This is a genomic window from Micromonospora desertarenae, assembly GCF_056150265.1.
In genome coordinates this window covers 90,417-108,922 of the sequence record NZ_JAXCFQ010000018.1, presented here as the reverse complement: position 1 = coordinate 108,922, position 18,506 = coordinate 90,417, and the positions used below count along the sequence as shown (strand labels likewise).

The window sequence follows — 18,506 nt, the reverse complement described above, 5'->3', positions numbered from 1 at the left end:
CCGCGAATCCGGCACTGACCTGCCCGAACGCGCGCGTTCACCGCCGTGCGGACACCGGGCCGAGCGGTCGCGGAGCAATCCGGCCGCTGCCCGGTGCCGGATTCAGGCGACCCGGGGCGCCGGCACGACCGGCAGCGCGGCGCGGTGCGCCGGGCCGGCGATCTGACCGGTCTGCTCGACCGGATCGGGGGTCGGTGCGGGGACCTCCGCCGCCGCGCGGGCGCCCGGCCCGGCGGCCGGGCCGTCCGGACGCGCCCCGGGCGCCGCGGTCGCGCTGATCTGGGCGAGCAGCGACAGCAGCCGGGGCGCGTCGCCGACGGCCATCCGGAACGATCCCCGGCACACCGTGCCGCTCCACAGGGACAGCACCACGGCGCCCCGCTCGGGGTGGTAGCTGACTCGCATGGTCCGGTCATCGCCCCGCGTGTCGGCGAACAGGTCGCCGAACCCGGGCATCGGCAGCACCTCTCCCATGGCAACCAGAATGCAACAATCGGTGATCCCGCGAAAGGTCAGAGATCCTCGAACGGCGCCGCGTACCGGAACTCGCCACGGATCGACGGCCGCCAGGCGCTCAGCGGGCGGGCCATGAAGTACCGCGGGCCCCACGGCCCGGGCGGCGTGACGCCGAGGTCGACCGCCGGCCGGAAGCCGAACCGGGGGTAGTAGTCGGGATGGCCGAGCAGCACCACCAGCGGCTCGTCGAGCGCGTCCGCCGCGCCGAGCACGGCGTGCATCAGCGCGCTGCCCACCCCGCGTCGCTGCCAGGCCGGCAGCACCCCGAGCGGCCCGAGCCCGAGCGCCACCGGTTCGCCGGCCACCCGGCCGCGGGTGCACACCACGTGCCCGACGACCTGCCCGGCCGGATCCGACGCGACCAGGGACAACGGCGGCAACCAGCCGTCGTCGGCGCGCAGCGCGTCCACCAGGGCCGTCTCCACGGGTACGGCGCCGGGCTGGTCCGCCTTGGCGAACGCGGCGGTGTGCACCGCCCGGACGGCCTCGACGTCGTCGGCGGTCTCGCGTCGGATCAACATCGCGCCACCATAGGACGCGCGGCCGCCCGGACGCGACGGCGTTTCCGGCGCCCGGCGACCGTGCGGCCGGCATCCGGCGGGGACGGCGGCCGCCGGCCCGCGACCGGCGGCGCGGCCGTGCGGACCGGGTCAGCCGACCGCGGTGGGGGAGGGCGGGGCGGAGTCGCCCTGCGGCGCCTCGGCGGTCATCAGCCGGACGATCTCCGCCTGGTCGGCGGGCGACGGCAGGCCCCACTCCGGCCGGTACCCGTACACCTCGCGCAGCGGCGTCGAGGCGGTGCGCCCGTCGAGCACCTCGACGGCGTCGGTGGAGATGAGCCCGGGGTGTTCCACTCCGCACGCCTCGGCCACCTTCATCAGGTCGCGGCGCAACGTCCGGACGTAGTTCGCCGCGCGCACCGACTTCGACGCCGGGTCCAGGCCGCGGGCGAGCCAGGCGTTCTGGGTGGCCACCCCGGTCGGGCAGGTGTCGGTGTGGCACTTCTGGGCCTGGATGCAGCCGATCGCCAGCATCGCCTCCCGGCCCACGTTGACCAGGTCGCAGCCGAGCGCGAAGGCGACCACGGCGTTGTCCGGCAGGCCGAGCTTGCCGGCGCCGACGAAGACCACCTGCTCGTGCAGGTCCCGCTCGGCGAAGATCCGGTAGACCCGGGCGAATCCCTGCTGGAAGGGGAGCGACACCGAGTCGGTGAAGATCAGCGGCGCGGCGCCGGTGCCGCCCTCGCCGCCGTCGATGGTGACGAAGTCGACGCCCCGGCCGGTGTCCCGCATCAGGGTGGTCAGTTCCTCCCAGAAGCCCAGGTCGCCGACGGCGGACTTGATGCCGACCGGCAGCCCGGTCTCGGCGGCCAGCAGCTCCACCCAGTCCAGCAGGCTGTCGCAGTCGGAGAACTCGGCGTGCCGGGACGGGCTGACGCAGTCGCGTCCCCGCGGGATGCCCCGGGTGGCCGCGATCTCCGCCGACACCTTGGCGCCGGGCAGCAGCCCGCCGAGGCTGGGCTTCGCGCCCTGGCTGAGCTTGATCTCCAGGGCCCGCACCGGCGCGCCGGCGACCAGGTCCCTGAGCCGCTCCAGGCTGAACCGGCCGTGCTCGTCACGGCAGCCGAAGTACGCGGTGCCGATCTGGAAGACCAGGTCACCGCCCTTGCGGTGGTACGGCGACAGGCCGCCCTCGCCGGTGTTCTGCAGGCAGCCGGCCAGCGCCGCGCCCCGGTTCAACGCCTCGACCGCGTTGCCGGACAGCGACCCGAAGCTCATCCCCGAGATGTTCACCACCGACTCCGGCCGGAACGCGCGGGCCCGTCCCCGCGCGCCGCCGAGCACCTTGGCGCACGGCAGCCGTACGTCGTGCCCGGCCCCCGGCGCGGACGGCGGCACCGCCCGGCCGAAGGTGCGGTGCTTGATGATGGGGTAGCCGGGGGTGAACTCGATGTCGTTGTCGGTGCCGAAGCCGAAGTAGTTGTTCTGCCCCTTCGCCGACGCGTACACCCAGCGCCGCTGGTCCCGGGTGAACGGCCGCTCCTCGTTGTTGCCGGCCACGATGTACTGGCGCAGCTCCGGCCCGATCGCCTCGAGCAGGTAGCGGGCCCGCCCGAGCACCGGGAAGTTACGCAGCAGCGCGTGGTCGCGTTGCAGGAGGTCCCGCGCGGCCAGGGCGGCCACGGCGGCGGCGACGGCGGGTACGGCTCGGCTTGCCCATGTCATGCCCGCCACTCTTTCCGGGATCGTCGCCGGTCAAACGGCCCGACGCCCGGGGCGGCGGGTCAGTGGCCGGTCGGGTCGCGGCGGACGGCCAGCACGGCGATGTCGTCGGTGGGGCGCTCGGCGCCGAAGGCGTTCATGACGGTGGAGCAGACCTCCTCGGCCGGCTCCGGCCGCACCGCGGCGAGCAGCTGCTGGACGCCGACGTCGATCACCTCGCCACGCCGTTCCACCAGCCCGTCGGTGTAGCAGACCAGCACGGCGCCGGGCGGCAGGCGGACAGTGGTCTGCCGCCGGGATGGCAGCCGCCGGCCGGTGCCCAGCGGCGGGTCCACGTGGGCCGGCACCAGGGTCGCCGGCTCACCGGGCGCGGCGAGCACGGGGAGCAGGTGCCCGGCCGTGGAGAGGTGGACGGTCTCCCGGTCCGGGGAGATCATCGCGTAGAGCGCGGTGGTCAGGCTGCCGGCCTCGAAGTGGTCGACCTTGCGGTCGAGGAGGGCCAGCGCCTCCGCCGGTTCGTCGCAGACCAGCGCGTACGCGCGCAGCGCGCTGCGCACCCGGCCCATCACCACCGCGGACTGCAGCCCGTGCCCGGACACGTCGCCGATGACCAGACCGAGCCAGCCCGACGGCAGGGTGAACACGTCGTACCAGTCGCCGCCGATGCCGGCGACGTGACCCGGCACGTACCGGGCGGCCATCTGCAGCCCCGGCACCTCGGGCAGTTGGGTGGGCAGCAGGCTGCGCTGCAGAGCGAGGGCGGCGTTGTGGTCGAGGTTGTCCGAGCGGGCCAGGCTGGCCAGGCCGGCCCGGTCGGCGACCAGTTCGAGCAGGCGCACGTCGTCGGGGGTGAAGGCCCGGGGGCGCAGCGTCCCCACGTGCAGCACGCCGACGAGCTGGTCGCGGGCGAACATCGGCACGCCGAGCAGGGCGCGCAGCCCGATCTGCAGCAGCACCGGGTTGACCACGTCGCCCGGGCGGACGTCCTCGATCACCACGGGCCGCTGGGTGAGCGCGATCCGGCCGGCGAAGCCACGGCCGAGGGAGACCCGGAACCCCTGCCGGACCTCCTCCTCCAGGCCCTTCGCCGCGGTGGCCACCAACTGCCGGGCGTGCGCGTCCAGCAGCAGGATCGCGGCGGTGTCGACCTCCAGCAGGTCCCGGACGCGCTCCAGCAGTTCGTCGAACAGGTCGGCGACATCGAGGCGGGACAGGGCGGCGTCCGTCACCGCCTCGATGCGGCGCAGCCGCTCCTCGTCCTGGATGAGCCCGGTCTCGACCACGCAAGGATCCTAGTCTTGCCGTCCCGCACCGACATGCCTGACCTGCGGCGGCCCCGGCCGGGCCGACGGAACGTTACGGCAGCGCGAGCACCGCCACGTGCCCCAGGTGGTCGGAGGGCCAGCGGCCGTCCGGCGTACGCCGCTCGGTGCCGAAGACCTCGCTGGCCACCGGCGTCACCGGGCCGCGGACCAGCACCATGTCGATCCGGTGCTCGACGTCGTCGGCCGGTTCGGTCAGGTCGTCGCCGAGGCCGGCGGTGTAGCCGGAGTCGCCGGGATGCAGGACCGGCCAGGTGTCCACCATCCCGCCGGCGACCAGCGTGACGTAGGCCAGGCGGTTGACCGGCTCGGGCAGCTCGGGCCCGGTGTTGAGGTCGCCGACGAGGACCACCCGGCCGGGCACGTCCAGCGGCCCGGCCAGCAGTTCCTCGGCCTGCCGCACCCGGACTCCGGGGTGGAACGCCTCCAGGTGGGTGTTCACCACCCGGAACGCGCGCCGGCCGTGCACCACGTCCACCGCGGTCCAACCCCGCGTGCTGGTCACCGAGCTGCCGGTGGCCGGCAGCGGGGTCACCAGGTTGGTGGCGAAGTTCCCCGACGACGTGCCGGTGACCGTCACCCGGCCGCCGTGCCGGACCAGGATGACGTCGCGCATGGTGAGCCGGGCGTCCACGAGGTGCGGTGCCCCGGCCGGAGCCTCGAGGTCCGCCTCGTCCTGCACCACTGCCACGTCGTAGCGGTGGCCGGCGACCGCCAGCTCCGCCATCAGCAGGGCCAGGTAGTCGTAGCGGACGGTGGTGGCCGGGGCGGGGTCGCCGAGCGGCCCGGTACGCCACAGCGCCACCTCCTGCAGGCCCACCAGGTCGGGTCGGTGCTCGCGGATCTCCGCCGCGATGAGCTTCGCCCGGGCCGGGAAGTCGACCAGGTCGACGTGACTGAGCAGGGCCGCGTTCGCGGCCAGGAACGCCGGCAGGTTCGGCGCGGTCATCGACGGGGTGAGGTCGCCGCCGAGGTACAGGTTCCGGGTCAGCACCGTGATCTTGGCGCCCGGCTGGGCCTGCGCGGGCGGGGCGACCAACCCCAGGGCGGCCGTCACCAGGGCGGCGGCGGTGAACAGTCGGGTCAGTCGGTGCGGGCGCGCCGTGCCGTCCATCTCCCCGGTCCTCTCCTCGCAGGAGATCCGCGTCGCGGAAGCCTGCCGTACGGTAGCGCCGCCACCGCCCCGGCGGATACGCCCGATCGGCCGGTTTCCGGACCGGCGGACGACGAGACGGGCCAGCGGTGGTGCGCGGCGGACCTCGGTCAGCGGCGGCGGGCGGCGACAGCCTGCGACGTGGGGCGGCGGACCACCGCGATCCGGTCGCCGCGGGCGCGCAGCGAGGTACGCCCGCCGCGTCGGCGGCGGACGGTCAGATCGACGGTGCGCCGTCCGACCCGGACGCCCTCCAGGGTGAGTTCCGGCAGCCACTCGGGCAGGTGCGGGTCGACGAAGATGGTCCGCAGCGGCGCGGCCGGTCGCAGCGCCAGCAGCGCCTGGATCAGCGCCACCACCGAACTGGCCGACCACGCCTGCGGCGAGCACGAGGCGGGGTAGACACCGGGGTACGGGTGGGCGTCGTCGCGGGGCAGCCCGGAGAGCACCTCGGGCAGGCGGTGTTCGTCGAAGAGCGCCGCCGCGGCGAACATCCCCTCGGCCAGCCGGTGCAGGTGCTGCCAGCAGCCGTACCGGGCCAGGCCGAGGCCGATGGTGCCCGCCTCGACCGGCCAGACGCTGCCCCGGTGGTAGCTGAACGGGTTGTACGCCGGGTGGTCCGCGGAGAGCGTGCGGATCCCCCAGCCGCTGAACATGTCGGGGGCGAGCAGCCGGTCGGCGACGGTCCGGGCGATCCGGGCCGGCACGATCCCGGTGGCCAGCAGGTGACCGTCGTTGGAGTTGACCGACCGCACCGGCCGTCCGTCCGGTCCCAGCGCCATCGCGTAACAACCCCGGTCGGGCAGCCAGTACGCGCGGTGGAACCGCCGGCGCAGCGCGGCCGCCCGCCGCACCAGGGCGGCGCCGAGCCGCGGGTGACCGGTCGCGGCGAACGCCACGGCGGCGTGCCGCAGCGCCGCGTACCAGTACGCCTGGAGTTCGCTGGTGGCGATCGGGTTCGGCACCACCCGCCCGTGCTCGTCCACGATGGCGGTATCGGAGTCCTTCCAGCCCTGGTTCTTCAGGCCGGCCCGGGAGCGGCAGTGGTACTCCAGGAAGCCGTCGTGGTCGAGGTCGCCGAACCGGTCGATCCAGGACAGCGCCCGGCGGGCCGTCGGCAGCAGCTCGCGGACGGTGTCGAGGTTACCGGTCCAGGCGTAGTACTGGCCGAGGAAGACCAGGAAGTCCGGCGCGGTGGACCAGTCGCCGTGGTAGTGGGCGAACGGGTCGAGGCCGAGCACGGAGACCGGCCCGCTCCGGGACTCGTGCAACGGCTTGCCGGGCTCCTCGTCCCGCCAGTCGTCGACGCGCCGCCCCAGGTGGTGGGCGTTGAGCCGCAGGCTGTCCGCGAGCATGGTCGGCCCGGCGAGCAGCGCCTGCCAGGACGCGGTCATCGTGTCCCGCCCGAAGATCTCCTGGTAGATCGGCAGGCCGGCGATCGGCGCCGTCGGGCCGTCCGGTTCCCCGAGCGGCAGCACGGCGAGGTCACCGACCGCGCACCGCCAGGCCGCCGTGACGTCGAAGTTCGCGCTGGTCAGCCGGGTGAGCTCGGCGGCGAGCCGGGTGCGGGCGCGGGCGGCGGCGTCGTCGGGGTCGGCGAACGTCGGCGGTGGCGCGGCGAGCCGCCGGCCCTCGAAGACCGGCTCGACGAGCAGGTCCACCCGGCGGCGCTCCCGGGGCGGCACCGCCAGGTCGACGACGAACTCCCCGTCGGCGTACCGGACCGGCCCGTCGCCCGTGGCCCGGATCGCCACCGCCCGGTCCAGCCCGTGGCAGCGGTAGCGCAGGCACAGTTCCTGGCCGGCGGCGTCCCAGGCGGTGTCCACCTCGCCGACCTGCACCCGGTGCCCGGTCTCGGCCTCCGAGGTGTCCGCGAAGTCGGCGGCCAGGTGGATCCGCAGGCGCAGCTCCAGCGGCTGGCCGGCGTAGCTGGCCACGGTCAGCCGGGTGCGCAGCCCCTCACCGACGAACCGCTCGACCAGCAGGTAGGCGACCCGGGCGGGCAGCGTCTCGCCGTCGCCGAGTTCGGCGTACGAGAGCTGGGCGTGGCCGCGCACGTTCGCGGTGCTGAACGGCACCGGCTCGCGGCCGTCGACGGTGATCCGTTCCAGGCTGAGCACCCGGGTGTTGCGGGCGAAGAACCCCTGCGGTCCGGTGCCCCGAATCCGCCCGCGTACGTCGGTGACCAGCGTGCTCCAACCGCTCGCCAGGTAGAGCAGATCCGGGCGTACACGCAGGTTCCGGACGGTGCGCACGGCGGTTCCTACCCGGTGCCGCCCCCGCTACACGTGCCGTCGCCGGGGCGGGCGGTCAGCGCCCGGGCTGGCTGATGTTCACCAGCCACCCGATGCCGAACCGGTCGACGCACATGCCGAACTCGTCGCCCCACATCTGCTTGGCCAGCGGGACGCTCACCGTGCCGCCGACGGTCAGCTTCTCCCAGTAGCCGCGCAGCTCGTTGCCGTCGTCACCGCTGACGCTCACCGAGACGTTGTTGCCGGGGACGTGCTGCATGCCCGGGGCGGTGTCCGAGGCCATCAGGGTGTAGCCGCCGGGGGTCTCCAGCATGCCGTGCATGACCTTGTCGGCCAGCGTCGGGTCGTCGGTGCCGAACTCGCCGAAGGTGCTCAACGTCAGGTCGCCGCCGAACACCTGCCGGTAGAACTCCATCGCCTCCCGGGCGTTGCCGTCGAAGCTGAGGTACGGGTTGAGTCGCGACGTCATGGCGGCCTCCTTGGTCCTGACCAGGGGTCATCGTCGCAGAGGGCGGGTGCTCCAGCAGGTGAATCGCCGGATGGACGCGCGGGCGGGCCGCGGCGGCGGTGGCGAACTCGCGCCACCTCCGCCACGGCCCGGGGACCGTCAGCGGTGCCGGAAGGACTGCCGGACCACCCCGCCGACCAGCACGCACCAGGTGCTGGTGGTGAGCTTGCCGTTGCGCGGCAGGCCGTGCAGGGCCTGGAGGTCCTGGACCGCCTTCTTCGTCGCGTAGTCGTACTCGCCGGTGACGGCGACGTCGGTCCACCCCTTGAAGTTGAGCATGAACTGCGCGGCGCTGACCGGGATGCCGGTGGCGTCCTTGTCCAGCTCCGGCACCAGGGTCTCCCAGGTCGGGGTGGTGAGGGTGGCGTCCACGTCGACCGGGATGCCGTTGCGGGCCTGCCAGTCCTGCACCGCCGCCACGGTCGCCGCGTCGAAGACGCTGTTCACCGGCACCGTGTAGCCGCGGTGGGCCAGCAGGTACTGCACCACCCGGACCGACGGCGAGCCGACGAACCGCCACAGGTCGGGCCAACGGCGCGCCGGCACGTCCGCGAGGTCGGTGCCCAGCGCCCGGAAGACCCGCCGGCGCAGCATCGGGAACTGCCGGTAGAACGCGGCGCCCGGGCACTGGGTGGTGCGGAAGTCCCAGTGGCCGAAGATGTCGTGGGCGGCCAGGCCGTACTGCTGGCAGATCGTGGTGCAGAGCTTCACCAGCGAGTCGAGCAGGGCCTCCGGCGGCGTCTCGGTGACGTAGGTGCCCTCGTTCTCGATGCCGATGGCCCGACCGTTCTCGCCGGGGCAGTGCGCCGAGATCATCTGCCGGTCGCCGGCCTGGAGCCGCTCCAGGCTGCCGCGCCGGCCCTCCAGCACGTAGCCGCCGCGGCTGATGGTGAAGTGCTGGCCGGTGTCGGACCAGCCGTTGCCGTCCATGTGCAGGTCCTGGCAGTCGCGGGCGAGCTTGATCGCCTGCGCCTCCGAGTAGTCGGTGACGTTCGGGAAGGCCATGTGGTGCACGATGATCTTGTTGGTGGGGATGGCGCTGATCGACAGCGGGTCGGCGGGCGGGCGCGCTCCCCACTCGTCGCAGCTGTAGATCCAGTCCAGGTCCGCGCCCGGGTCCGCCTGCGCGGCCGCCGGGAAGGCGAGTTCGCTCCCGACGACCGCCACCGTGGCGGCGCCGAGGCCGGCCCGCAGCAGGGTGCGACGGTCCAGTTCGGAATGGTCGACGTGCATGGCATCTCCTCTGCGGCGACGACGGGGGATGAGCGGAGCCGTGAAAAGTAGCTCCAGTAGTCGCGCGTGCAGTGGAGGATATTGCCGCCGCTCGGGCGAGCGCTAGAGGTTGGTGCCGGTGAAGCCGGTCCGGACTGGACCGTCCCCCCGGACCCGGCCGCTGGGCCGGACCGGGGCGGGGGTCGCCGGCTGTCCTCGGGGAGTGCTGGTGAGTTGGTCGACGCGGCGCAGTCGGCCGTCCGACGCGAGTTCGCCGAACATGTAGACCTCGGTGACGACCGTCGTGCCAGGCAGCACCGACTCCATCGGCTACCGCGCCGCCGCGCTGCGCACCAGCATCCTGCGGGTGTACGGGGCCGCGCGACGCTGACCGCTCACTCCTCGATCGCCCCACCCACCCGGCGCAGGTGCTGCCGGAAGGTGTAGCCGGGTGCCGTCTCGCGCCGGGCCAGGTAGTCGTCGAACGCGGTCTGCTGGCGCAGCGTCTCACCGGCGCGGATCCGGGCCGCCTGGAGCCGTTCGGTACGCCGGATCCGCGCCGCCGTCGCCAGCACCTCGTCGGCGCGGGCGGCGGGCAGGAAGAGCACCCCGTCGTCGTCGGCGCAGACCAGGTCGTCGGCGGTGACCAGGTGCCCGCCGATCCGGGCGCTGGTCAGCGTCTGCGGCTCGCGATCGTCCAGCCGGGTTGGTCCCAGCGGGCAACTGCCGTAGCTGAACACCGGCAGGCCGATCTCCACCAGTTCGGCGGTGTCGCGGTGCAACCCCCACACCACCAGGCCGGCGACCCCGGCCGCGGCGGCCTCCAGCACCGCCAGGTCACCGACGCACGCCTCGTCCGTCCGCCCGCCGTTGTCGATCACGAGTACGTCCCCGGGCGCCGCCGAGCCGAACGCCTCGAGGAACACGTCCACGCTGCCGTGGTGCCGCACCGGCAGCACCCGGCCGGTCACCCGCTGGCCGGGCACCACCGACCGGACGCCCACGGGCGCCGCCCGCAACGGCACGTCCAGTCGTACGCAGGCGTCGGCCAGCAGCGGCGTGGGCAGGTCGGCGAGGTGCTCCACCATGACGTCCTCCGGGCGGCTGTGGATCGTGGACCGCCATCGTAGGGACGCCGACCGGCGCGACGGCGAGGTCCAATCCCGATCGCCTGGCCCCCGTACGCCCGGAAAACGGGTCCGCCCCACCGACCGAGATCAACTATCCTTGCCGGGCTCGACACGGGAGGTGGAGCGATGAAGCTCGGTGAGGCACTGGCGGATCGGGCCGACGCGGTCCGGCGGGTGGAACAGCTGCGCGCGCGGATCGTGGGCAGCGCCCGTTACCAGGAGGGCGAGGTGCCGCCGGAGGACGCCAACGCCCTGCTCGGTGAGCTGACCGAGACGCTCGACCAGCTGGAGTCACTGATCCGGCGGATCAACCGGACCAACGCCGCGGTGCCGGCCGGCGACCTCGGCACGCTCACCGACGTGCTCGCCCGCCGGGACGTACTCCGGCTGCGGCACTCGGTGCTCACCGCTGCCGCCGACGCGGCGGCCGGCGGGCGGCACGCGGTCCGGCAGCTGCGCTCGGAGCTGAAGATGCTCACCGCGCTCCCGGTGGCGGAGCTGCGCGGCCGGGCCGACGCGCTGGCCCGCGAACTGCGCGAGCTGGACGTGCTGATCCAGCGCACCAACTGGGAGGCGGACCTGCTGGACTAGTCGGGTGTGGAGCAGGTAGCCGTCGTGGAGGCGTGCACAGCACCAGAGCCGGCTGTAAACCGGACTCCTTTCCCTGGCGCGCGGCGGGCAGCGCGGAGGTTCGATTCCTCGACTCACAGAGCCGCCCAGCACAGAGGACAGGTGACAGCGCACCGCGCACAGCACATCACCACGTGCAGATCCACGACGGCGAGGGCGGGATCGGGGAACTCCACACCCAGCCGGCGACCGGCGCGCGGGGCCGCCCGGGCGCCGTCGCTGCCGGCCGTCGGCGTGCCGGCCACCGTGGCAGAATCCGGCCCCATGGGGTCTCCCGCGCCGCCGGCCCGGCGGTCCTCCGAATCGGCCGGCGCACCGCGGCACGAACTGCCGCCCCGTCGACGGACCGCGGCGCGACGGACCCTCGGCCTCCTCCTGGTCGCCGCCGGCCTGCTGACCGCCTGCACGGGCACCGGACCGCGCACCCGGGGACACCGTTCCGGTCCCGTCGGGCGTCGAGGTCGTCCGCGCCCCCGCGGTCCCGCCCCTGTATCCGGAGCAGCGGCTCGGCTTCCTGCCGGGGACGTACGTCATGGCCCGCCCACTGACCGAGCGCGGCCCCGCGACGGGCCGCACGTACGCGCTGAACACGCCCGCCCAGCGCCACGCGATCGCGCTGGCCGACGCGCTCGGCTTCGACGACGCGCCGATCGGCTTCGACGGCAACCCGTGGACGGTCACCCGCGGCGAGGCCACGCTGGAGATCTGGCCGGACAGCGGCGGCCGGTGGAGATACCTGCGGCAGCAGCAGACCAACGGCGAGGGGCCGTACGACTCGGGCCAACGGCAGGCGCTCGCGCTCACCCAGCCCGTCCTGCGCGCTGCCGGAGTCGACCCGGCCCTGGCCCGGTTCGACGGCGGCCAGGTGGTGGTCGAGCCCCGCGTCGCCGGCCACCCGACGTGGGGCTGGCAGACCAAGGTCCAGCTCGACGAGCGCGGCATCGGCTACGCCACCGGTTGGCTGGGGCCGGCGCGGGGAGACGCCGATCGTCCGCTGCTCGACGCCGGGCAGGCCTTCGCCCGCCTCCAGCAGGAGGCCGCGGCCACTCCGTCGTCCGGGCAGTTGTGCCCGGCCGCCCACGGCGCGGGGACGCCACCCTGCGCCCGGCGCAACCCCTCGGCCAACGTGACCGGGGCGCGTTTCGTCTACGCCCTCGACTGGGGCAACGACGGTCACCATCCGCGGCTGGTTCCGGCGTGGCTGTTCAGCCGGGAGGGCACCGACGAGCCGGTCGCCTTCCCCGCGTGACGTCTGTACCGGCCCTAGCCGGAGGTGCCGGTCCGGCCGGCGGCATCCGCCAGTTCGCGCAGACGACCGAGGACCGCTGACTTCTGGTCGGTGTCCGGCAGTTCCCGCTCCGCCGCGGGAAGCAACTCCTGCCGCAGCTGTGTGAGGATCTCGGCCCGATACCGGGCCGGCACGTCGTCAAGCCAGAACGACCCGAGGTTGTTGTCGACGATCTCCCGCCGCGGCCCGCGCGGTGGCCAGCACCTGATCGGCGGTACGCGCCGCGGGCTGCCCGCGCACCCGCTCGCCCAGCCGCAGGTCGACCAGGGCCCCGGCGGCGTCGACGGTCGCCTCGACCGCGCCGTCGGGGCTGCGGGCGGTCGCGGTGAGCGCCGCCAGCTCCCGGGTCAGGGCGGTGGTCCGCGTCGCCCGCTCGGCGACGGTGGATTCCCAGTCGTCGACCCGTCGTCGTACGGCGTCCAGCGCCGCCTCGTCCGTCCACACGCCGGAGCCTCCCCGTTCCGCCGGTGCGAGCCCCGGTCACGTTACCAATCGAGGTCGATCCGTGCCGCCCCGTGACGGTCGGCAGGCGTGTCCGGCGTGGCAACGGGTATCCGGCGGCCCGGGCGGCGGCCGTGGTCGCCCGGATCGGGGGTGCCATGGAGGCCACCGTGATCGGCGTGGTGATCGTGCTCGCGCTGCTGGCGCTGCTCGGTGCGCTCAGCGTCCGGCTGGTACAGCAGTACCAGCGTGGCATCGTCTTCCGGTTCGGTCGGGTGCTGGACCGGGTCCGCCAGCCGGGCCTGCAGTTCATCGTGCCGATCGCCGACCGGATGGTGCGGGTGAGCATGCAGACGGTGGTGATGGGCGTGCCGGCGCAGGGCGCGATCACCCGGGACAACGTGACGCTCACCGTCGACGCGGTCGTCTACTACCGGGTGGTCGACCCGGTGAAGGCGCTGGTCAACGTGCACGACTATCCGTCCGCGGTGCTCCAGGTGGCGCAGACCGCGCTGCGGTCGGTGATCGGCAAGGCCGACCTGGACACCGTGCTCGGCGACCGGGAACGGATCAACGCCGAGCTGAAGGCGGTCATCGACGCGCCGACCGAGAAGCCGTGGGGACTGCTGATCGAGCGGGTCGAGGTCAAGGACGTGGCGCTGCCCGAGGGAATGAAGCGGTCGATGTCCCGCCAGGCGGAGGCCGAGCGGGAACGCCGGGCCCGGGTGATCGCGGCCGACGGCGAGTACCAGGCGTCCCGCCGGCTCGCCGACGCCTCCCGGGCGATGGCGGGCACCCCCGGGGCGTACCAGTTGCGGCTGCTGCAGACCGTGGTGGACGTGGCGGCGGAGAAGAACAGCACCCTGGTGATGCCGTTCCCGGTCGAGCTGCTGCGCTTCTTCGACCAGTTCAGCCGTACCACGCCGGAACGGGACGGGATGGGCGCGCCGGAACGGGACGGGACGGGCGTGCCGGATCCCGGACCGGTCACCGGGACGGTCGCGGCGGCCGCCGAGCCCGACGGCGGCCCACCGGGTGGCTGACCCGAGCGGCTACCCGCCGAGGGCCGGGACCGCCGACTCCGCCGCCGGCTCGCCCGGCTGCTCCGGTACGGCGGGCGGCGCCGGGCGGGGGAGGGTGAACCGGAACCGGGCCCCGCCGGTGTACGTCTCGTCCAGGCTCAGCGTGCCGCCGTGGTACTCGACGATCTTCTTGCAGATCGCCAGGCCGATGCCGGTGCCCGGGTAGGAGCCGCGCGGGTGCAGCCGCTGGAAGATCACGAAGATCTTCTCGGCGTACCGGGGGTCGATGCCGATGCCGTTGTCCTCGACGGTGAACGACCAGCCGTCCGGGGTGTCGGTGACGGTCACCCGGACCTGTGGGTCCCGCTCCGGGCTGCGGAACTTGACGGCGTTGCCGAGCAGGTTCTGCCACAGCATGGTCAGCAGCGTCGGGTCGCCCTGCACGGTGGGCAGCGGATCGCGGCTGATCCGGGCCCCGGCCTCCTCGACCACGCCGGACAGGTTCGCCGCCGCCTGTTCGAACGCCTCGGCCAGGTCCACCTCGCGCAGGTCGCCGTAGACCCGGCCGATCCGGGAGAACGCGAGCAGGTCGTTGATCAGCTCCTGCATCCGGGTGGCCCCGTCGACCGCGAACCCGATGTACTGCCGGGCCCGGTCGTCGAGCTGGTCGGCGTAGCGGCGTTGCAGCATCTGGCAGAACGAGGCCACCTTGCGCAGCGGCTCCTGCAGGTCGTGCGAGGCGACGTAGGCGAACTGCTCCAGGTCCTCGTTGGACCGGCGCAGCTCGGCGGCCTGCTGTTCGAGGGCGTCCCGGTCCTGCTGGCTGCGCTCCAGCGCGTCCACCATCCGCTGCCGCATGGTCTCCACGTCGTCGGCGAGCCGGGCGATGTCGGCCGGCCCCTGCGGGCGCAGCCGGTGCCGGAAGTCACCGCCGGCCACCTGCCGCACCGAGACGCCGAGCCGCTCCAGCGGGCGCAGCACCGTCATCCGGACCAGCACCGAGCTGACCACACCGGTCAGCAGCAGCGCGGCGAGGATCGCCACGAAGGTGATGTCCCGCAACTCGCGGGCCCGGTCGAGGTCCGCCCGGCCGGCGTCCCGGATCTGGTCCAGCCGCGCCACCAGCCCGCTGAACTCCGCCCGGAGCGCCTCGAAGGTGTCCAGGCCGCGGATCGCCACCGCCGCCAGCTCCGCCGGGCTCGCGCCGGCCTGCCGGCCCCGGACCAGCGGCTCCGCGACGTCGTCGTGCCACCGGTCGGCGAGCGCGTCGGCGCGTTCCAGGTCGCGCAGCGCCGCCGGCTCGTCGGCCAGCAGGTCGCGCAGCCGGGCCATCGTCGCGGGTTCGGCCTCGGCGTTCTCCCGGTACGTGGCGAGGTACCGGTCGTCGCCGCTGAGGGCGTACGCGAACACGGCCGCACGCTGGCTCACCAGCTCGCCGTCGAGCTCGCCCACAGCCGTGCGGGCCGGCGCGATCCGGTCGGCCAACCGGTCGGACACGGTCGAGGTGTGGGTGAGCGCGGCGGCGCCCAGACCACCGCCGAGCACGACGAGGGCGGCCATGGTCAGCAACATGACACTGAGCCACCACCGCGTCGTCTTCCGCCGGCTGTCCGGCGCCGGGACCGTTCCGCTGCCGCTCACGGCCTGCACATTAACCGAGCCGGCCCGGCCCGGCGCGACGGGCGGAGGCACCCGGACCGGCTTGCCGGGAGCTGCTACCTGTGGGGACGTGTGTCCGCGGTCGACCATGCCAGCGTTGCCCGACGCGTCGCCGGGCGGCGCGCCGGCGGGTCCGGCGCGCCGGGCGGCCGCGCGCCGGCCGACGTCCGGGGCGGCGGAAGCAGCCGTTGCGCCGATGGCCCGACCGGGCCCGCCGACCACAATGACCAGCGTGGCGTCCGTGACGACCCGCCGAGCCGGGAGGTGATCGCGTGACCGGCTGGCAGGTGTCCGGCTACACGCCGGTGCGGCAGCTCGGCGCGGGCGCGTCGGGCCGGGTGGACCTGGCCGTGCACGACGGCACCGGCACCCCGGTGGCGATCAAGTACCTCACCGGCGGCGACCCGTCGTTCCGCACCGCCTTCCGCGACGAGGCCCGGCTGCTCGGCGAGATCGACGACCCGCACGTCTGCCGGCTCTACGAGTACGTCGAGTCGCCAGACGGTGCGGCGATCGTGATGGAGCTGGTCGACGGCGTGTCGCTGCGGCAGATGCTGCGCGCGCACGGCCCGACCGGGCCGGAGTCGGCGCTCTGCGTGCTGAAGGGATCGCTCGCCGGGCTCGGGGCGGCGCACGCCCGGGGCGTGGTGCACCGCGACTACAAGCCGGAGAACGTGCTGGTGACCGCCGAGGGCACCAGCAAGCTGGCCGACTTCGGCATCGCGATGCCGGCCGGCGCCGGCTCCGGCGTCACGGTCACCGGCACGCCCCGCTACATGGCCCCGGAGCAGTGGACCGGCGCCCCGGCCACCCCGGCCTGCGACATCTACGCGGCGACCGCGACCTTCTTCGAATGCCTCACCGGGCGCCCCCCGTACGACGGGCGGGACCTGCTCACCCTGCGCCAGCAGCACGCCACCGCGCCGATCCCCACCGACCCCGCCCCCGCGCCGGTGCACGACCTGCTGCGGTACGGCATGGCCAAGCGGCCCGCCGACCGGCCGCAACCCGCCCAGGCGTTCCTCGCCCTGCTCGAAGAGGTGGCCGGCCGGGCGTACGGCACGGACTGGGAGGAGCGGGGGCTGCGCGAGCTGGCCCGCCGGGCGGCGCTGCTGGCCGCCCTCTTCCCCGTCCCGGACGGCACCGGCGGCGCCACCAGCCTGGCCGGCACCGCCCTCGGCGGAAGCTCCGGGCGGTGGACCTGGCTGCGTCCAGGCCGGGCCCGCGGGTCGCTGGTCGCCGCCGGGGTGGTGGCCACCCTGGTGGTCGGCGGCGCCGGGCTGAGCTACGCCGCCCGCGACGAGCCGGTGGCCGCCGCCGGGGCGGCCGCCTCGGGGTCGACCACCGTGACCGGTGGCGCGGTGGCGACGGCGAGCGCCGGATCGCCCGCCCCGACGCCGAGCGCGACTCCCACCCCGTCGGGCGTGGCGGCCACGACGGCGACCCCGGAGCCGCCCGCCCCCGGCGCGACGACCCGCCCACCCACCCGGGCCCCGAGCCCGAGCGCGTCGACCAGCACCAGCCCACCGCCGCCGGACACCGTCGCCCCGGCGGTGGGGAGGGTGGCGGCCAACCCGACCAGACTCGACCCGCGGGGCTGCCCGTACGGGCCGACGTCGAGCACCGTCACCGCGGTGGTCTCCGACGACGGGACGCCGGCCGGCTCGCTGCGGGTCCGGCTCCGCTACACCCACGAGGGCCGGTCCACCGACGTCGCCATGGCACCGGGCCGCGACGGGGCGTTCCGGGGAGCCTTCGGCGACCTGCCCCGGCCCGCGAGCGCCACCCGGATCCCGGTCCGGGTGCTCGCCACCGACCAGGCCGGCAACACCGCCGAGGGCGGACCGGTCTACGTCACCCTCGACTCGAACTGCACCCCGGGCTGACCGGCCACCCGGACGCCAGGCCGACCACGACGACGAAGGACGGGCCGCCGTGACCCAGCCGAACGACCCGACCGAGGCGCTGCCCACCCGCCCGGGGACCGACGACACCTCCGACCGGCCCGCCGGTCCCATGCGCCCGGCCGAGCCCACCGCGCGGCTCGCCGCGGCCCAGGCCGTGCCGGGAACGGTCGAGCCGACGGTCCACCTGGGCCCGCCGCCTGGCGTGGCGCCCACGGTCCACCTGGGCACGGCCGAGCCGACCGCTCGGCTCGGCGGGGTGGAACCCACGGTCCACCTGGGCGGTGCCGCGCCGACCGTGCACCTGGCGGCCGGTGCGGACGCCCGGCCCGGAGGCGTCGGATCGGCCGTCCACCTCGGCGCGGGGGAGCCGACCGCGCGGCTGGGCGGTGCGGAGGCCACTGTCCCTCTGAGCGCCGCTGAGCCGGTCACCCAGCGCGGCATGGGGGAGTCGACGGTCGAGCTGGGCGGGGCTGGGCGGACGCCGGCCGGGCACGCCGGGCCGACGGCGTGGCCGGGCGGTACGGCGTCGACCGATCCGCCCGGTGCGGCCGCCACCGTGGCCGGGACGGGCACGCTCTACGGCGCGCGTACCGCCGCCGGGACCGCGCCCGGCCGGACCGGCGTGGCCGGCGCGACCACGCCGGGCGGGGCGGTCCCGGTCGTCGGTGCTCCCCGGGCCGGCGCCGCACCGGTCGGCGGGGAGGTGCGGTTCGGGCCCGGCGTTCCGGCCGCGCCGCCGGCCGCGCCCGCCTGGCCGGCGCCGCCGGGGCGACGCCGGCGGTCGGTCTGGCGGGCGGTCACCTCGGTGCTGTCCACTCTGCTCACCCTGGCGCTGCTCGCCGCCATGGGGATCTACCTGTGGCAGCGGATCAGCCCGCTGGAGATCACCGGGGTGACGGTGGCGGTGCCCGAGCCGGCCGGCGACCGGTGCGACGTGACCGTGGCCGTGGTCGCGACCGTCCGCACCAACGGCCGGGGCGGGGTCGTCGAGTACCAGTGGCTGCGCTCCGGCAGCCCGCCGAGCAGCGTGTTGACCGAGCGGGTCGGCCGGGGGCAGCGCAGCGTCGACCTGAGGCTGGAGTGGACGTTCACCGGCGTCGGCAGCACCCGCCAGACGGCCACCGTCAACATCACCTCGCCCACCCCCACACAGGCGCAGACCGAGGTCGCGTACGACTGCCGCCCGTGACCTCCCGGCGCCGCACCCGGGTTTCCGGCGGATCCCGATGGGGTAGGTCGGC

General features: G+C 74.9%; 17 protein-coding genes. 5 read left to right on the top strand and 12 right to left on the bottom strand.

Translation table 11 applies throughout. The annotated features are described in order from the left end of the window. Window positions 1–102 precede the first annotated feature (102 nt). The 9 genes from SM577_RS28610 to SM577_RS28570 form a co-directional block, all read right to left on the bottom strand. Entirely contained in the window at window positions 103–474 is a 372-nt protein-coding gene (locus SM577_RS28610) for a hypothetical protein (protein ID WP_302921978.1), read from the bottom strand. A 38-nt stretch (window positions 475–512) separates the two neighbouring features. Then, window positions 513–1,037, bottom strand: a complete 525-nt coding sequence (locus tag SM577_RS28605; protein ID WP_302921977.1) for a GNAT family N-acetyltransferase — start codon at window positions 1,035–1,037, stop codon at window positions 513–515. A gap of 129 nt (window positions 1,038–1,166) precedes the next feature. Then, complete coding sequence (locus SM577_RS28600) at window positions 1,167–2,741, bottom strand: FMN-binding glutamate synthase family protein (RefSeq protein WP_474579973.1); 1,575 nt, start codon at window positions 2,739–2,741, stop codon at window positions 1,167–1,169. A 59-nt stretch (window positions 2,742–2,800) separates the two neighbouring features. Beyond that, complete coding sequence (locus SM577_RS28595; protein WP_474579972.1) at window positions 2,801–4,021, bottom strand: PP2C family protein-serine/threonine phosphatase; 1,221 nt, start codon at window positions 4,019–4,021, stop codon at window positions 2,801–2,803. A gap of 73 nt (window positions 4,022–4,094) precedes the next feature. Beyond that, entirely contained in the window at window positions 4,095–5,174 is a 1,080-nt protein-coding gene (locus tag SM577_RS28590) for an endonuclease/exonuclease/phosphatase family protein (protein ID WP_474588438.1), read from the bottom strand. Window positions 5,175–5,323: 149 nt separating this feature from the next. Then, window positions 5,324–7,468, bottom strand: a complete 2,145-nt coding sequence (locus SM577_RS28585) for an amylo-alpha-1,6-glucosidase (protein WP_474588437.1) — start codon at window positions 7,466–7,468, stop codon at window positions 5,324–5,326. Window positions 7,469–7,523: 55 nt separating this feature from the next. Then, on the bottom strand, window positions 7,524–7,937 hold the full coding sequence (locus SM577_RS28580) for a VOC family protein (RefSeq protein WP_302921972.1): 414 nt from the start codon (window positions 7,935–7,937) through the stop codon (window positions 7,524–7,526). A 138-nt stretch (window positions 7,938–8,075) separates the two neighbouring features. Further along, window positions 8,076–9,209 carry a peptidoglycan recognition protein family protein gene (locus tag SM577_RS28575; protein ID WP_302921971.1) on the bottom strand — a complete coding sequence of 378 codons (1,134 nt, stop codon included), beginning with the start codon at window positions 9,207–9,209 and terminating at the stop codon, window positions 8,076–8,078. 374 nt (window positions 9,210–9,583) lie between these two features. Continuing rightward, a complete protein-coding gene (locus SM577_RS28570) occupies window positions 9,584–10,276 on the bottom strand; it encodes an RraA family protein (RefSeq protein WP_474579969.1) in 693 nt (230 codons plus the stop codon). 168 nt (window positions 10,277–10,444) lie between these two features. Between SM577_RS28570 and SM577_RS28565 the strand changes: the two genes are divergently transcribed. Both SM577_RS28565 and SM577_RS28560 read left to right on the top strand, forming a co-directional pair. After that, the gene (locus SM577_RS28565) at window positions 10,445–10,909 is read left to right on the top strand and encodes a DIP1984 family protein (RefSeq protein WP_474588436.1); all 465 of its coding nucleotides are present in this window, start codon (window positions 10,445–10,447) and stop codon (window positions 10,907–10,909) included. 571 nt (window positions 10,910–11,480) lie between these two features. Then, the gene (locus SM577_RS28560; RefSeq protein ID WP_474588435.1) at window positions 11,481–12,197 is read left to right on the top strand and encodes a hypothetical protein; all 717 of its coding nucleotides are present in this window, start codon (window positions 11,481–11,483) and stop codon (window positions 12,195–12,197) included. Window positions 12,198–12,211: 14 nt separating this feature from the next. On the opposite strand, the gene SM577_RS28555 is transcribed toward SM577_RS28560, so the two are convergent. Both SM577_RS28555 and SM577_RS28550 read right to left on the bottom strand, forming a co-directional pair. After that, window positions 12,212–12,370 (bottom strand): hypothetical protein, encoded by a 159-nt coding sequence (locus SM577_RS28555; protein WP_474579967.1) that lies wholly within the window; start codon window positions 12,368–12,370, stop codon window positions 12,212–12,214. 4 nt (window positions 12,371–12,374) lie between these two features. Continuing rightward, window positions 12,375–12,680: a YbaB/EbfC family nucleoid-associated protein gene (locus SM577_RS28550; RefSeq protein WP_474588434.1), complete on the bottom strand. Its 306-nt coding sequence runs from the start codon at window positions 12,678–12,680 to the stop codon at window positions 12,375–12,377. Window positions 12,681–12,835: 155 nt separating this feature from the next. Here SM577_RS28550 and SM577_RS28545 point away from each other — a divergent pair, with 155 nt between their 5' ends. Next, complete coding sequence (locus SM577_RS28545; protein ID WP_474588433.1) at window positions 12,836–13,720, top strand: SPFH domain-containing protein; 885 nt, start codon at window positions 12,836–12,838, stop codon at window positions 13,718–13,720. Window positions 13,721–13,729: 9 nt separating this feature from the next. Here SM577_RS28545 and SM577_RS28540 read toward each other — a convergent pair whose 3' ends face one another. Further along, a complete protein-coding gene (locus SM577_RS28540; RefSeq protein ID WP_474588432.1) occupies window positions 13,730–15,271 on the bottom strand; it encodes a sensor histidine kinase in 1,542 nt (513 codons plus the stop codon). 359 nt (window positions 15,272–15,630) lie between these two features. On the opposite strand from SM577_RS28540, the gene SM577_RS28535 reads away from it, so the two are divergent. Together SM577_RS28535 and SM577_RS28530 are read left to right on the top strand one after the other, a co-directional pair. Then, window positions 15,631–17,244 carry a serine/threonine-protein kinase gene (locus SM577_RS28535; RefSeq protein ID WP_302921962.1) on the top strand — a complete coding sequence of 538 codons (1,614 nt, stop codon included), beginning with the start codon at window positions 15,631–15,633 and terminating at the stop codon, window positions 17,242–17,244. A 49-nt stretch (window positions 17,245–17,293) separates the two neighbouring features. After that, complete coding sequence (locus tag SM577_RS28530; RefSeq protein WP_474588431.1) at window positions 17,294–18,454, top strand: hypothetical protein; 1,161 nt, start codon at window positions 17,294–17,296, stop codon at window positions 18,452–18,454. The last annotated feature ends 52 nt before the right edge of the window (window positions 18,455–18,506 follow it).